General features: G+C 55.6%; 14 protein-coding genes. 13 read left to right on the top strand and 1 reads right to left on the bottom strand.

Features of this window, described 5'->3' with window-relative positions:
- Positions 1–79 precede the first annotated feature (79 nt).
- From spoT to HPY30_07085, 6 genes are all read left to right on the top strand, one after another.
- On the top strand, positions 80–2,266 hold the full coding sequence (gene spoT, locus HPY30_07110; GenBank protein ID QYZ65778.1) for a bifunctional GTP diphosphokinase/guanosine-3',5'-bis pyrophosphate 3'-pyrophosphohydrolase: 2,187 nt from the start codon (positions 80–82) through the stop codon (positions 2,264–2,266).
- A 127-nt stretch (positions 2,267–2,393) separates the two neighbouring features.
- Positions 2,394–2,774, top strand: a complete 381-nt coding sequence (locus HPY30_07105) for a RidA family protein (GenBank protein QYZ65777.1) — start codon at positions 2,394–2,396, stop codon at positions 2,772–2,774.
- 167 nt (positions 2,775–2,941) lie between these two features.
- Positions 2,942–3,910 (top strand): TAXI family TRAP transporter solute-binding subunit, encoded by a 969-nt coding sequence (locus HPY30_07100; protein ID QYZ65776.1) that lies wholly within the window; start codon positions 2,942–2,944, stop codon positions 3,908–3,910.
- 73 nt (positions 3,911–3,983) lie between these two features.
- The gene (locus HPY30_07095; GenBank protein QYZ65775.1) at positions 3,984–5,705 is read left to right on the top strand and encodes a TRAP transporter fused permease subunit; all 1,722 of its coding nucleotides are present in this window, start codon (positions 3,984–3,986) and stop codon (positions 5,703–5,705) included.
- 67 nt (positions 5,706–5,772) lie between these two features.
- Complete coding sequence (locus HPY30_07090) at positions 5,773–6,492, top strand: hypothetical protein (protein ID QYZ65774.1); 720 nt, start codon at positions 5,773–5,775, stop codon at positions 6,490–6,492.
- A gap of 33 nt (positions 6,493–6,525) precedes the next feature.
- Positions 6,526–7,077, top strand: a complete 552-nt coding sequence (locus tag HPY30_07085; protein ID QYZ65773.1) for a pyridoxamine 5'-phosphate oxidase family protein — start codon at positions 6,526–6,528, stop codon at positions 7,075–7,077.
- 171 nt (positions 7,078–7,248) lie between these two features.
- Here HPY30_07085 and HPY30_07080 read toward each other — a convergent pair whose 3' ends face one another.
- Positions 7,249–7,665, bottom strand: coding sequence for a YjbQ family protein (locus HPY30_07080; protein QYZ65772.1), 417 nt, complete (start codon positions 7,663–7,665; stop codon positions 7,249–7,251).
- Between the two features lie 29 nt (positions 7,666–7,694).
- On the opposite strand from HPY30_07080, the gene recG reads away from it, so the two are divergent.
- From recG to ubiA, 7 genes are all read left to right on the top strand, one after another.
- Positions 7,695–9,830 (top strand): ATP-dependent DNA helicase RecG, encoded by a 2,136-nt coding sequence (gene recG, locus HPY30_07075; GenBank protein ID QYZ65771.1) that lies wholly within the window; start codon positions 7,695–7,697, stop codon positions 9,828–9,830.
- Between the two features lie 271 nt (positions 9,831–10,101).
- Complete coding sequence (modA, locus tag HPY30_07070; GenBank protein ID QYZ65770.1) at positions 10,102–10,881, top strand: molybdate ABC transporter substrate-binding protein; 780 nt, start codon at positions 10,102–10,104, stop codon at positions 10,879–10,881.
- Entirely contained in the window at positions 10,881–11,555 is a 675-nt protein-coding gene (gene modB / locus HPY30_07065; GenBank protein ID QYZ65769.1) for a molybdate ABC transporter permease subunit, read from the top strand. Before modA ends, modB begins: the two co-directional genes overlap by 1 nt.
- A 2-nt stretch (positions 11,556–11,557) precedes the next feature.
- Positions 11,558–12,625 (top strand): molybdenum ABC transporter ATP-binding protein, encoded by a 1,068-nt coding sequence (gene modC / locus HPY30_07060; GenBank protein ID QYZ65768.1) that lies wholly within the window; start codon positions 11,558–11,560, stop codon positions 12,623–12,625.
- 45 nt (positions 12,626–12,670) lie between these two features.
- Complete coding sequence (locus HPY30_07055) at positions 12,671–13,210, top strand: DUF2058 domain-containing protein (protein ID QYZ65767.1); 540 nt, start codon at positions 12,671–12,673, stop codon at positions 13,208–13,210.
- 102 nt (positions 13,211–13,312) lie between these two features.
- Complete coding sequence (locus HPY30_07050; GenBank protein QYZ65766.1) at positions 13,313–13,888, top strand: chorismate lyase; 576 nt, start codon at positions 13,313–13,315, stop codon at positions 13,886–13,888.
- Positions 13,888–14,799 carry a 4-hydroxybenzoate octaprenyltransferase gene (gene ubiA / locus HPY30_07045; protein ID QYZ65765.1) on the top strand — a complete coding sequence of 304 codons (912 nt, stop codon included), beginning with the start codon at positions 13,888–13,890 and terminating at the stop codon, positions 14,797–14,799. The genes HPY30_07050 and ubiA overlap by 1 nt, the downstream gene beginning before the upstream one ends.
- The last annotated feature ends 45 nt before the right edge of the window (positions 14,800–14,844 follow it).

Genomic DNA, 14,844 nt, shown 5'->3' with positions numbered 1-14,844 from the left:
CCAAATCCCCCTTGGATTTGATCTTGCATATCGGAGGGAAATCGGCACAGAATCCATCATAGGTATGATGGAGTGCTGAATGAGCAACCTGCTTAATCAAACCGGCCACCGGCAGGACGCTGATCAGGAAAAACCCCGTTTTCTGATCAGTGATCTCTGCGCCTATCTGGAAAGTTATCTCGACTCCGATCAGGTGCGCGAGGTCTATCGCGCCTATCTGTTCGGTGCCGAAGTCCACTCCGGCCAACACCGCAAAACCGGTGAGCCCTATATCTATCACCCGGTCGCCGTGGCGCGCATACTCGCTGAGATGCGTATGGACCACAACTGCCTGATGGCGGCGATTCTGCATGATGTCATTGAGGATACCCCCACCGCCAAGGAGCAGTTAGCCGATACCTTCGGTGTTGAGATTGCCGAGTTGGTGGATGGCGTCAGCAAGCTTTCCAAGATCGATTTTCAATCCCAGGCCGAGGCGCAGGCCGCCAGTCTGCGTAAGATGCTGCTGGCGATGACCAAGGATATCCGGGTCATCATGATCAAACTCGCTGACCGTCTGCACAATATGCGCACCCTGGGGGTGATGCGTCCGGAGAAGGCGCGCCGTATCGCGCGCGAAACCCTGGATACCTATGCGCCAATCGCCAACCGTTTGGGCATCAACAGCGTCCGCCTGGAGCTTGAGGATTTGGGGTTTGCCGCGTATTGGCCAATGCGCTACAGGGCGCTCAGGCAGGCGGTGAGCGAATCGCGCGGGCAGCATAAGGAGTTGGTCGCGAATGTGGAGGCTGCGCTGCTCAACCGTCTTGTGCAGGAAGGGATGGATGGGCAGGTCTACGGGCGGCAAAAACATCTCTATAGCATCTACCGCAAGATGCAGGAGAAAAACATCACCTTCTCTGATGTGGTGGATGTTTTTGCTTTTCGCATCATCGTCGACCGGCTCGATACCTGCTACCGTGTTCTTGGCGCTATACACAATCTCTACAAACCGATGCCGGGCCGCTTCAAGGATTATATTGCCATCCCCAAGGCCAATGGCTACCAGTCGTTGCACACCGTGTTGTTCGGACCGCAGGGCATTCCCATCGAGATACAGATCCGTACCGAAGAGATGGACCGGCTTTCAGAGTCTGGCATTGCTGCCCACTGGATGTATAAGTCAGGGGACTCCGGTGGCATTGTGATGAGTACCCGTGCCTCAGACTGGTTGCAGAACCTGCTTGAGATGCAGCAGGGTGTCGGTGATTCGGTGGAGTTTCTTGAGCATGTCAAGGTAGATCTATTCCCGGATGAAGTCTATGTCTTCACCCCTCGTGGCCGTATTTTGGTATTGCCGAAAGGTGCTACGGTGGTCGATTTTGCCTATACAGTCCATACGGATGTAGGTAATACCTGCGTAGCTGCGCGGGTCGACCGGCGTCTGGTTCCGCTGCGTACCCGGCTGCGCAATGGTCAGACTGTCGAGATCATCAATGCCGAAAATGCCACCCCGAGTCCTGCCTGGCTCAACTATGTGGTGACAGGCAAAGCCAGGGCCAACATCCGGGCATTTCTGAAGAATCTTCAGGGCCAGGTTGCGGTTGATCTGGGTCGGCGACTACTTGAAAGAGAGCTTAAACGGTTCCAGATCAGCCTGGATGCGCTGGGAGAAGAGAAGATACAGCAGGTGCTTGAAGAGTACCGCCTGGAGAGCCAGGATGATCTGTTGGCGGAGATCGCCCTGGGCAACCGAATGCCTTTGCTGATAGCAAGACGTTTGGCAGGGGAGGATTTGGCAACGCCGGTTGAAACGGCGGATACCCCAGGAGCGGAGTCGGCTGGAGGACTCTCCATCGAGGGCACCGAAGGCATGGTGGTCAGCTTTGCCAATTGTTGTCGGCCGATCCCCGGCGATCCTGTAATGGGGGTATTCAATCCGGGAAAGGGTATTGTTATCCACAGGCATGGGTGTCGAAACCTGGGTGAATTCAACAAACAGGGCCACAACTGGATCGAGGCACAGTGGGGATCGGATATTGAGACCGAGTTTGCCACGGAGATCCGGGTTGAGGCGGGCAATCGCCGGGGTGTGTTGGGTACGGTGGCCGCGACGATTTCGGAACAGGGATCCAATATAGAAAATGTGACTTCCCAGGAGCGGGATGGCCTCTTCTCCACGCTGGTCTTTGTCATTACAGTGAAAGACCGGGTGCATCTGGCCAAAATCATGCGCAGTCTTCGGGTTATTCCCTCCGTATTGAAGATATCGAGACAGAGTATTTAGGTAACTATCCACTCTGTCTTTGCAGGCACGTTATAGGGTTTCTGCGTACCTGGACGGGAGCAGAGGCCAATCGATCTGAATCGTTATATGTTTAGAACCTTATCCAACCTTGTCAGGAGTTGTTCCAATGAGTCGAGAGATTATTCGCACCGATCAGGCGCCCCAGGCTATCGGGACCTATTCACAGGCAGTGAAGTGCGGCACTACGGTCTACCTCTCTGGACAGATCCCGCTGGTGCCTGAAACCATGGAGATGGTGGGAGGGGATGTCGAAATGCAGATCCGCCGGGTATTTGATAATCTGCAGGCGGTGGCGCGTGCGGCAGGCGGCACACTTGCCGACGTGGCAAAATTGAATGTTTTTCTCACGGATCTCAGCCATTTTCCCGTGGTGAATCAGGTGATGGCTGAATATTTCAGTGAACCCTATCCAGCGCGCGCCGCCATTGGTGTTGCCGCCCTGCCGAAGGATGCCGCTGTGGAGATGGACGCGGTGATGGAGTTGTAACCGTTCAGCAGGGATGCCGGTTCAGCTACGCTTGAACCGGCCTACAATGGTAACTTAGCGTAGCGGAATTCGTAAAGACAAGGTGTAGGCCTGATCAAGCGTAGCGGATCGGGCAGTGATCGTTAGATATAGACAATAGCCAGTCAATTGCACAGGAGATAACACTAATGAAGATTCGTCGGTTATTTATCAAGAGCGGCATTGCCGCATTGGTTTTCTCTCTGGGTCTGTCCGCGCCAGTGAGCGCAGCAAAACGGTATGTGTTCAGCGGGGGGCCTGCAGGCGGTACATTTCAGGTGGTTGCCAATGCGGTTCAGGTCTACGGTCCGGTAAAAAACAACAAGACCTACAAGGTCAAGGCCCAGTCCTCCGCAGGTTCAGTGGAGAACCTTCGCAAGGTGAATAAAGGACGGGCGCACTTTGGCGTGGTCTATTCTGGACATGTCTACCTTGGTCGTGAAGGCCGGCTGAAGAATGACGAAAATAAGTATGAAAACGTCCTGGCACTCTCCTATCTTTATGGTGCCCCTGCCCAGTTGGTGGTGCGCAAGGGTTCCGGTATCAAAAGCATCAAGGATCTTGAGGGCAAGAAGGTGGGCGTGGGTAATGCGGGCTCAGGTGCATTCGCCAACTGCGAACTCTTTTTCAGCCATCTGGGAGTGTGGGATAAGGTCGAACGAAACGCCATGGGTTATAATGACGCCGCTTCGGCGTTTGGCAATAATCAGCTGGATGCCTTCTGGCTTTTTACCGCTTTTCCCAGTGGTGCGGTGATCATGGCGGCACAAACCAATGACATCGATCTCATTGATCTCAGAGCCGATGCGAATTCGAGCGGTTTCTTCAAACGTTATCCCTACTTTTCAGAACTCTCGGTGCCTGCGGGTACCTACAAAGGGGTGGATTACGAGACACCCTCCTTTCAGGATTCATCGCTTTGGGTAGCCAATGCCAAGGTGCCGGAAGATGTCGTGTATGACATGTTGTCAAAAGTCTATACCGATGAGGGGCTGGCACACATGCGGAGTCAGAAAAAAACCTTCAAGGAGATGAGCATCTCTACCGGCGTCAACGGTATCGTCACACCGATGCATCCGGGGGCAGAGAAGTTCTGGAAAGAGAAGGGCATGTTGTAAATGTCAGCGTGTAGGTTGGGTTACGCTGCGCTAACCCAACCTACACCGACTCATTTACGGAAGAAGTACCGATATGTTTGAAAAACTGCACAAGATTGAGCAATGGCTGTTCGATATCCTGGCTGTTTTTCTGGTGCTTTTCTACTCCTACTCTGCAGTATTGGAGCCGGCGGCCACTCAGTATCACCGTGGTATCTACATTATTATTACCTATGTCCTGGTGTTCCTGCTTTATCAATCGAAGAGCCGGATCGGAAGGGGTATCGACTATCTGTTGATCCTTCTATCCATTGCCACTATCGGCTACTGGATGTTCAATTTTGAAGCGATCAATTATCGTGCAGGTGCGGAGACGGAACTCGATAAAATAATCGCAATGGTCGGTGTGCTGCTGGGCGTCGAGTTGGCGCGCAGAGTGGTGGGCAATGTCTTCGTTATTATAGGCAGCATCATGCTCTTGTACGGGGTCTATGGCGACTATATGCCGGACCTTATCTCCCATGCCGGAGATACCTTTCCCGATCTCTGTTCCAGTATCTTCTATAAGAGCGATGGTGTCTTCGGCATCATGGCTAACGTTCTGGCCACCTATATCCTGCTGTTCGTGGTGTTCGGCGCCTTTCTGGAGAAGAGTGGCGCACAGCGTTTCTTCATCGATTTTCCCCTGGCTGCAGTGGGCCATAAACTGGGTGGACCCGCCAAGGTGTCGGTCATTGCCAGCGGTCTGTTCGGGTCCATCTCCGGCAGCGCCATCGCCAACACGGTATCCACCGGTGCCTTCACTATCCCGATGATGAAGAAGGCAGGTTTTAAACCCCATGTGGCGGGGGCGATTGAGCCGGCTGCCTCCATCGGTGGAATGTTCATGCCGCCCATCATGGGTGCGGGCGGTTTTATCATGGCCGAGATGACAGGCCTGCCCTATTCGCAGATCATGCTGGTGGCTCTGTTTCCCGCCTTGATGTACTTCTTCAGTGTCTTTGTCATGGTTCACTATGAAGCGAAAAAGTACGATATCGTGGGTGAGCGTTCCGCCGAGAGCGCGATGGAGATTCTCAAGAAGGAGTGGTTCTATATACTGCCTCTGGCAGTGATCACTGTCCTGATGCTGATGGGTTACTCTCCGGGTTATGCGGCGATTATCGGTATCGTTACCTCTATTGCCGTCAGCTGGTTCAGGAAGGAGACCCGCATCGGGCCAAAGGGGTTTGTGACGGCGGCGCGAGCCGGAGCGGAGAACAGTCTCAAGATCGGCGCCACTGTGGGTGTTATCGGTATTATCATTGGTGTGCTGACTTACAGTGGACTGGTACTTACCTTTGCCGACATAGTCATCGAGCTGGCGGATGGAAAACTGTTTCTCACCATTCTGCTGATTGCCCTGGCTTCGCTGGTGTTGGGTATGGGCGTACCGGTGACGGCGGCCTATCTGATTACTGCGGTGGTGGCGGTGCCTGCCTTGACACATCTGGGAGTGAATGAGCTTGCAGCCCATATGATCGTCTACTGGCTCTCTCAGGACTCCAACATTACACCGCCGGTCTGTATCGCCGCGTTCGCCGGTGCCACTATCGCCAAGGCCAACATGTGGAAGACAGCATTCACCGCATTCAGGTTCGCCAAGTTTCTCTATCTGGCGCCTTTTCTGTTTGGTTACGTGCCGGCATTTTCTCTGGATGGCAGTGCCATGGATATCGTCCTCGTCTTCATGCTTATCATTGTCGGTACCTACGCTTATGCCTGGTTCCTGAGTGGAATCTGGCTGCAGTACTTCAGAAAAGCCGAAGATCAATGAGTCGCCTGAATTAAGCTGCAAATCAGCTATCATTGGGCAAACAGCTCAAATAACAGATAGATATAGAGTGGATAGAGACTTACAACAACTTATCGAAGTCAACGCCAAGGGGCGGGTGTTCGTCACCTGTAGTTCCTGTGGGATTACCGATCCGTCGATAATTCAGTACTACGGTGATGTGATCAGACAGGCGATAGAGGCGGGTATAAGTGGCGATCCCTCTCCATTGGCATTCAATAAACTGCTGGATGAACAGATCGCGTGGTTGGAAGCGGAACTGGCCCGCGAGAGTGATGCCCGTGAAGAACAGGCAAATCAAGTGGTAAAGGATGGTGACTCGCCTCAAAAGAGCGTGAGGAAAGAGAGTGGCTACGTTCCTGAAGCTAAATCGATGCCAGAAAAACTTGCCGACCGCCGTGCAAATATGGACACCTTGCTCAAAAATGAGTGTGTCACGCTGAAACTGATAACGCCAGGGCAGGCCAAAAAGATGACCAGAAGGTTTCTCGGTAAGGATCCAAAGGTTGCCGAAGAGGAAGTGGTTGTGGAGTTGCGCAACACGCTCTATTCCCAGATACGCCAGTTCATTCGCAGTCACGAAGGTGGGCCTTGGTCGTCCCATAGCGCCCAGAGTGATCTGCGCATGGATATTGCTTCGACCAAAAGTGTCAGGGCAGTGGTAACCCTGACCCAGCATATTTTCAATGAGCGGGATGAGTGGTTACAGGAGAATAAAGGCGGTCTGGCCGGGCGTTTTTTCGGTGGCCGTTTCTGGACCAAACGTTGATTGCGAGACGCACTAAAATCAGTCGGGAAAAACATGGGCAAACAATACGATTCGATCAATGACAAGCTGGTGGACTTCATTATTCGGCAGCAGATCTTTTTTGTTGCTACCGCAGCGGCGGATGGACGCGTCAATCTATCACCCAAGGGGATGGACAGTCTGCGTGTGGTCAGTCCGAACCAGGTGGTTTGGCTCAATCTGACCGGCAGTGGCAACGAAACAGCAGCCCACCTGCTGGAGAGTGACCGCATGACCCTGATGTTTTGTGCCTTTGACGCTGATCCGAAGATCCTGCGGTTGTATGGTCATGCAGCGGTTCATCATGAGGGAAGTGCTGAGTGGGATGCCCATATCGGACGATTTCCCAGTCTGCCGGGGGCGCGTCAGATCGTGGTGATGGACGTGGATCTGGCGCAGACATCCTGCGGATTCGGGGTTCCCCTGTTCGAATACCAGGGTGACCGGGATACCTTGAAGGAGTGGGCGAACAACAAAGGTGAAGAGGGGATCAGGGAGTATTGGCAGAAGCGCAACAGTGTCAGTCTGGATGGGAAGCCGACGGGGATGGGGAAAAGTGACAGGTGAAAGATGACAGGTGACAGGTGACAGGGCGAGTTTAAAAAGTTATTGTTAAATAAGGGCTTGACGCATTTCTGGGCCGACGCCAACTTTGGAAACCTGAAACCTGAAACCTGAAACCTGAAACCTGAAACCTGAAACCTGAAACCTGAAACCTGAAACCTGAAACCTTTCCTTTCACTCTCCGCAAACCGTCACTGTAACCCGTCGCCGATGAGGATGGGTGCGATGCTCCCAAAGATAGATGCCCTGCCAGACCCCCAATCCCGGACGTCCATCGATAACCGGAAAGCTCATGTCCATGTTGGTCAGGATGGAGCGGATATGCGCCGACATGTCATCAGGTCCCTCATCCCTGTGATCGAATATCGGGTCGCCGTCCACCACCAGGCGCGACATGAACTTTTCCAGATCGGATCGAACATCAGGGTCTGCATTTTCGCAAAGGATCAGTGAGGCGCTGGTATGCTGAATGAATAACTGGCAGATGCCGGTTTTGATAGCGGAATGCCGGACGATCTCGTGAACCTGGCTGGATATGTCATAGGTGCTGCGTCCCCGGGTTTCGATCTGTATCGTCTCCTGTACCACCATTTTTTATTCCTCATACTATCTGGCATGCTATGGGCACGAAGTGTAACTGGAACCCACCGCGATTGAAAAAGGATCACTCACCGATAAACCTGGAATCCTGCCCCATCACCTCCCTCAAGCGGGTGGGACCGAAGGTTGCCGAAAAGCTGGCGCGTCTGCGTATCCACACTATTCAGGATCAGCTCTTCCATCTGCCTTTGCGCTATCAGGATCGTACCCGGGTTCAATCCATCGGCTCGTTACGCCATGGGGATCAAGCGGTTATCGAAGGGGAGGTGGATCTGGCCGATATCAAGTTTGGCCGTCGGCGTTCATTGCTGGTGCAGATATCGGATGGGACAGGCTCTCTTCTCCTGCGTTTCTTCTATTTCAGCAATGCCCAGAAGAGCAATCTGAGCCGGGGCGTCCGGTTGCGCTGCTTCGGCGAGGTGCGTAACGGCCCGAACAGTCTGGAGATGGTGCATCCTGAATACCAACAGATTAATGCCGAAACGCCATTGGCGGTGGATGAGTGCCTGACACCGATCTATCCGACCACTGAAGGGGTGCATCAACTCACCTTACGAAACCTCAGTGACCAGGCGTTGGCATGGCTCGAAGAGGCGCCTTCCACACTGCAGGAATTGTTGCCGGATCAACTGCTGCAGCGGTTCAGACTGCCCGATCTGGCAGCAGCAGTTCGTTATCTGCATCGACCGCCTCCGGATGCACCCCAGCATCAGTTGGCGGAGGGTATCCACCCTGCCCAACAGCGATTGACATTCGAGGAGTTGCTGGCCCACCAGATCAGTCTGCGTGAACTGCGACAGCGCCATCAAGAGACGTCGGCACCAACCCTGCCGGGGGATGGACATCTGCGTGACAGCTTATTGGATAGGCTGCCCTTCCAGCTGACAAGCGCGCAACAGCGGGTGGTGGCGGAGATAGCAGCGGATCTCGCCCGGCCTCACCCGATGCAGCGACTGGTGCAGGGGGATGTGGGTTCCGGCAAAACCATCGTCAGTGCATTGGCTGCGCTGCAGGCGGTGGAGTCAGTCTATCAGGTCGTCATGATGGCCCCCACCGAACTGCTGGCGGAGCAGCACCTGCGTAACTTTGCCGATTGGCTGACACCGCTGGGGGTGGAGATGGCCTGGCTCACCGGTCGTCTGAAGGGCAAGCAGCGGGAGCAGGCTTTGGCGCGGGTGGCAGATGGTAGCGCCAAGGTTGTGGTGGGGACCCACGCTCTCTTTCAGGGGGATGTGAGTTTCTTCGACCTGGGTTTGGTGATCATCGATGAACAGCACAGATTCGGCGTCCACCAGCGTCTGGCCCTGCGGGAGAAGGGGATAAAGCGGGGGCGCTGGCCACATCAGCTGATCATGACAGCCACCCCCATTCCCAGGACCCTGGCGATGACCGCCTACGCCGATCTCGATATCTCCATCATCGATGAGTTGCCGCCGGGCAGAAAACCGGTGACCACGGTTGCCATCCCGGACAACCGCCGCGACGAGGTGGTGGCGCGTGTTCGGGCCGCCTGCGCCGAAGGCCGTCAGGCCTATTGGGTCTGCACCCTGATCGAGGAGTCGGATGTGCTGCAGTGCCAGGCGGCGGAAGATACCGAGCGCCTGCTGGCGGAGGTACTGCCAGAACTGCAGGTGGGTCTGGTGCATGGCCGGGTGAAGCAGGAGGAGAAGGAGGCGGTCATGGCCCGCTTCAAAACAGGTGAGTTGGATCTGCTGGTGGCGACAACGGTGATCGAGGTGGGGGTGGATGTGCCTAACGCCAGTCTGATGATTGTAGAAAATCCGGAGCGACTGGGTCTGGCCCAACTGCATCAGCTGCGGGGGCGAATCGGACGGGGTAGCACGGAGAGTCACTGCGTACTGATGTATCATGCGCCCCTGTCGCAGAATGCCAGGCAGCGGTTGGCTATTCTGCGTGACTCCAATGACGGTTTTGTGATTGCCAATAAGGATCTGGAGATGCGTGGCCCCGGTGAGGTACTGGGTACCCGGCAGACCGGGGAGATGCAGTTGCGTATCGCCGACCTGGTGCGGGACCAGGACCTTCTGGACGACGTGCGGGAGGCTGCCGATCTGATGCTGGCATCTCATCCCGAAAATGCGGCGGCACTGGTGCGGCGCTGGCTGGGTGAACGGGCTGAGTATGGTAAAGTTTAATGATTTTTCAGTAGATCGGGTTAGATGCGCGTGAAATAATGTGCTTAATTCCAGCTTTGTAGCACTGCGCATTTAATCCGGCCTACTGAAAACTATGGAGTATCTGAGTTAATTGTCATTTCGAGCATAGCGAGAAATCTCAACCTACGTAGCCTATTGATCGCAAGGTGGTTTGAGATCTCTCCCTGCGGTCGAGATGACAATAATCCAGTTAATCAGAAGTTCCCTATCGTTTAGGTGAGGCATAGCTCCCACAATTTAATGTCCCGGCATGAGAAAAAGAGTGGTCACCCCCAGAGCAGTTCTCCGACAATTGTTGCTGATCACGGCGCTGAGTCTGTCATCGATTGGCGCGCAGGCTGCGGAGATCCGGGTGGCAGTCGCCTCGAATTTCAGTGGGACGATCAAGGAGATCGCTCAGCGGTTCGAGATCCAATCCGGTCACAAGGTGATCCTGAGTGTTGGTTCCACCGGCAAGCACTATGCGCAGATCCGCAACGGCGCCCCTTTTGACCTTTTTTTTGCAGCGGATACCCGTCGCCCCAAACTGCTGGATGAATCAGGTCTGATTATTTCCGGCAGCCGTTTCACCTATGCCGTCGGGCGGGTCGTATTGTGGAGTCCCAAAGCGGGTTATGTGGATAAGCAGGGGTTGGTACTTGAGCAAGGAGATTTTCGTTTCCTTGCTGTCGCAAACCCAAAGCTTGCCCCCTACGGCAGAGCGGCAAAGGAGGTGCTGCAGACCCGTGGTCTGTGGAAAAAGCTGCGCGGGCGTATGGTGCGGGGTGAGAACATCGGCCAGGCCTTCCAATTCGTGAAGAGCGGCAATGCAGAACTGGGATTCGTCGCCTACTCCCAGATAAAACAGCCGCATAGCGAGCCTTCCGGATCGCTCTGGGAGGTGCCCCAGTCGCTCTATCGGCCCATCGAACAACAAGCGGTATTGTTGCGGGACAGGCCTGCTGCCAGAGCCTTGCTGGAATTCGTCAGGGGAGATGAGGCGGTAACAATCATCAGAGGCTACGGTTATGGAACAGAGAGCGATAGCTGATGTTGGATGAGGGCGATCTCGCCGCACTCTGGATAACGCTGCGATTGGCGGGGCTGACCGTGGTGATTCTGCTGCTGCTCGGTACGCCGCTCGCCTGGTGGTTGTCCAGAACCCAGCGGCGTTTCAAAGCGGTGGTGGAGGCTGTGGTGGCGCTGCCGCTGGTGTTGCCGCCAACGGTGCTGGGATTCTATCTGCTGGTGGCTTTGGGACCCAACGGACCGGTGGGTGGTCTGATGATGACGCTGGGGGGGGAGCCACTTGCTTTCACCTTTGCCGGGCTGGTGATAGGTTCTGTTTTTTACTCACTCCCTTTTGTGGTGCAGCCCCTGCAGGGGGCGTTTGCTGCCATTGGACGCAGGCCGATGGAGGTCGCCGCTACTCTTGGCGCCTCACCCCTGGATCGGTTCTTCACGGTTGCGGTGCCGCTTGCCCGTCCCGGTTTCCTCACTGCGGTGGTACTCGGTTTTGCACATACTGTAGGCGAGTTCGGCGTGGTGTTGATGATAGGCGGAAACATCCCCGGCGAGACCCAGGTGCTCTCCATTGCGATCTACGACCATGTTGAAGCGCTGGAGTATGGTCATGCCCACTGGCTGGCCGGAGGCCTGCTGCTGCTCTCTTTCCTGTTGCTGCTGGCGGTGTATGTCCTGAATCGCCGCTTCAAGGTGGTGTGACGGTGACGATCGAGGCCCGCTTTCTGATCGAACGGGACGACTTTACCCTGGATGCTGATTTTACAGTGCCCGCTCAGGGGATCAGCGCAATTTTCGGGGCTTCTGGCTGCGGCAAGACGACCCTGTTGCGGGCCATTGCAGGCCTTGAGCTGCCGGCCAGAGGTTATCTGAAGATAGCCGGAGAGGTCTGGCAGGATGGTGAGCGTTTTTTGCCGCCCCATCAGCGGCCCCTGGGTTATGTTTTTCAGGAGGCGAGCCTTTTTCCACACCTTTCGGTGCTGGGGAATCTCAAGTATGGCTACAAAAGGCTCCCGCCGGAGGCGCGGCGGGTCGATTTCGACCAGGCGGTCACCCTGCTTGGTATCGCTCCCCTGTTGGCCCGTCGTCCCGAAGGGCTCTCCGGAGGCGAACGCCAGCGGGTGGCGATTGCCCGGGCGTTGCTCACCAGTCCCCGGCTGCTATTGATGGATGAGCCACTGGCGGCCCTTGATCGTCAGAGCAAGACAGAAATCCTGCCCTTCCTCGAACGGCTGCATGAGGAGCTGTCGATCCCGGTACTCTATGTCAGTCATGCGCCGGATGAAGTGGCCCGGCTTGCGGATCAACTGGTGCTGTTGGAACGGGGCAGGGTGAGGGCATCCGGTCCGATTGGTGAGATGTTAACCCGTGTTGACCTGCCACTTGCTCATGGTGATGAGGCAGAGGCGGTCGTCGAGGCGAGGGTTGCAGAGCATGACGAGACGTTCCATCTCACCCACCTTGAATTTCCCGGCGGCCGTTTCACCGTGGCGAGAAAAGATCTGCCCCTGGGGCAGCCGGTGCGTCTGCGTCTGCTCGCCCGGGATGTCAGTTTGAGCCTCGAACGGCACGAGGGCACCAGCATCCTGAATATCTTCCCGGCAAAGGTTGAAACCCTGGTCGGTGAAAATCCTGCCCAGTTGATGGTGCGCCTGGATGCCGGGGGCGTACCGATTCTCTCCCGTATCACCCGCAAGTCAGCAACTATTCTTGCCCTAGAACCAGGAAAATCGGTCTATGTGCAGGTCAAGACAGTTGCGCTGTTGGGCTGATTGGCGGCATGATTTGTCCCGGATTTAACGATTTGGGAAACATCGATGGGTAATTCACTGCAGGATCAGTTCCTGAAAACGGGCTTGGTGGACAAACAGCAGGCGAACAAGGCTAAAAAAAACGTCCGCAAAAAGAGTAATCAGCAACGCAACAGCAAAGAAAAGATCGTCGATGAGAACAAGCTGCGGGTGCAAGAGGCCCAAGCGAAAAAAGCAGCGCGGGATCGGGAACTCAATCGGCAGCAGAAAGCGCAGGCTGAGCAACGGGCGATTGCCGCTCAGGTTAAACAGTTGATCGAGATGAACCGTCTGCCAAGGAACAAGGCTGAGGTTCCCTACAACTTCACCGAAGAGACCAGAATCAAAAAGATCTACGTGACCGACACCCAACACGACCAGTTGAGTCGTGGGCTACTGGCAATCGTCCGGCTTGGTGAGACCTATGAACTGGTACCCGCAGTGGTGGCAGAGAAGATACGGCTCAGGGACGAGGCAAGCATAATCCTTATCAACGAGTCGCAGAAGAGCAGTGAAGAGGATGATCTCTATGCTGACTATAAGGTGCCCGACGACCTGATGTGGTAGCGGGTAGGGTGCGCTGTGCGCACCTTACAGTCGTATTTCCGAAGCTGGTGAGAAAACCGTCCAAGCTATGCGATAATCCCCCTTTTTTACAGGTCGCAGGTCTTGCAGAAACACGTTCCGGAAAAGTCAGTGTTGGAACCCAACTGGTCCAGTTGGAAGCGGTTGCGCTTTTCGTCCGTTCCGAAGGATGTGCTTGGCTGGCTGCGGGATGAAGGTTCTCTGACGCGGCGGGTGATACAGGCCTGCGCCGGTGATTTCCGGGTGCGGGTATTGCACCAGGGTTGGGGAGCGCCGCTCTACAGCGAGGGACAGGTACTCAGATTGAGGCGGGGGGAGACCACCCTGGTGCGGGAGGTCGAACTGCTTTGCGATGAAACCCCCTGGGTTTTTGCCAGAACCCTGATTCCCGCGACCAGTCTTAAGGGCCCGGCCAGACGCCTGACCCTGCTCGGAGACAAGCCGTTGGGGGCGGTGCTGTTTTCAGATCCTCAAGTGCACCGGGGGATCACTCAGGTAGCCCGGTTGCAGCCCCGCCATCCCCTGTTTGCCGCAGCTACCCCGCATCTGGCGCGCATACCGGCTGAACTCTGGGGGCGACGGACCCTGTTCTATATCGCAGGGCGTCCTTTGCTGGTGAATGAGATATTCCTGCCGGATATCCCTCAGGACGAAGGTTGATGAGCGGGCCAGAAGTCAAACTTGAGTCGCTACAATCCGGTCCGGTCTCCTGGCAGGAGCGACTGCGTCGATACGCGCTGTTGATCCGCCTCAATCGTCCCATCGGCATCCTGCTGCTGCTTTGGCCGACACTCTGGGCGCTCTGGGTGGCGGGCGATGGCCAGCCCCCCTGGCAGATCGTGCTGGTTTTTATTTGTGGCGTGGCGCTGATGCGTTCTGCCGGCTGCGCCATCAACGACTATGCCGACCGCCATATCGATGGCCGGGTGGAACGTACCCGACTAAGACCGATCGCGGCGGGACTGGTCACTCCCAAGGAGGCGCTGGGGGTATTTGTCATCCTCTGTCTGATCGCCTTTCTGCTGCTATTCTTTCTCAACTGGCAGACCAAACTGCTCTCGGTGGGAGCGGTGATTCTCGCCGCTGTCTATCCCTTCATGAAGCGCTACACCCATTTGCCCCAAGTGGTATTGGGTGCCGCCTTTGGCTGGGCGGTGCCGATGTCGTTCATGGCAGTGGGCGAGTCTCTGCCCCTGGTCGCCTGGGTGCTGTTTGCCGCCACCCTGTTGTGGGCGCTGATCTACGATACCCAATACGCCATGGTTGACCGGGATGACGATCTCAAGATCGGCGTGAAATCCACCGCGATCCTGTTTGGTCGCCACGATATTCTGATCATCGGCCTCCTGCAGCTGATAATGTTGGGGCTGATGGTCTGGGTGGGTGTATTGGTCGAACGCGGTTTGCTCTACTATCTTGGCTTGTCGGCAGGCGCCGTCCTGTTTGTCCATCAACAACTTCTTACCCGCGAGCGGGAACCCAAGGCCTGCTTCGATGCTTTTCTCAACAACAACAACTTCGGGTTGTTGGTGTTTTTGGGACTGATGCTGGATTATCTTTTTTCTGCCTGAATGTGATTATATGTAGGTCGAATTAGCGCAGCGTAACCCGACAAG

The sequence above is a fragment of the Gammaproteobacteria bacterium (ex Lamellibrachia satsuma) genome (genome assembly GCA_019623805.1).
In the GTDB taxonomy this organism is placed as follows: Bacteria; Pseudomonadota; Gammaproteobacteria; order Chromatiales; family Chromatiaceae; genus QGON01.
The sequence above is the reverse complement of the archived record's forward strand: the minus strand, read 5'-3'. Positions and strand labels throughout refer to the sequence as shown.

What these genes read in the sequence shown, in the direction of transcription:
- HPY30_07105 (QYZ65777.1), top strand. Translation starts at nt 2,394, where the DNA reads ATGAGTCGAGAGATTATTCGCACCGATCAGGCGCCCCAGGCTATCGGG.
- HPY30_07095 (QYZ65775.1), top strand. Translation starts at nt 3,984, where the DNA reads ATGTTTGAAAAACTGCACAAGATTGAGCAATGGCTGTTCGATATCCTG.
- spoT (QYZ65778.1), top strand. Translation starts at nt 80, where the DNA reads ATGAGCAACCTGCTTAATCAAACCGGCCACCGGCAGGACGCTGATCAG.
- modB (QYZ65769.1), top strand. Translation starts at nt 10,881, where the DNA reads ATGTTGGATGAGGGCGATCTCGCCGCACTCTGGATAACGCTGCGATTG.
- HPY30_07055 (QYZ65767.1), top strand. Translation starts at nt 12,671, where the DNA reads ATGGGTAATTCACTGCAGGATCAGTTCCTGAAAACGGGCTTGGTGGAC.
- modA (QYZ65770.1), top strand. Translation starts at nt 10,102, where the DNA reads ATGAGAAAAAGAGTGGTCACCCCCAGAGCAGTTCTCCGACAATTGTTG.
- HPY30_07080 (QYZ65772.1), bottom strand. Translation starts at nt 7,665, where the DNA reads ATGGTGGTACAGGAGACGATACAGATCGAAACCCGGGGACGCAGCACC.
- ubiA (QYZ65765.1), top strand. Translation starts at nt 13,888, where the DNA reads ATGAGCGGGCCAGAAGTCAAACTTGAGTCGCTACAATCCGGTCCGGTC.
- HPY30_07100 (QYZ65776.1), top strand. Translation starts at nt 2,942, where the DNA reads ATGAAGATTCGTCGGTTATTTATCAAGAGCGGCATTGCCGCATTGGTT.
- HPY30_07085 (QYZ65773.1), top strand. Translation starts at nt 6,526, where the DNA reads ATGGGCAAACAATACGATTCGATCAATGACAAGCTGGTGGACTTCATT.
- recG (QYZ65771.1), top strand. Translation starts at nt 7,695, where the DNA reads ATGGGCACGAAGTGTAACTGGAACCCACCGCGATTGAAAAAGGATCAC.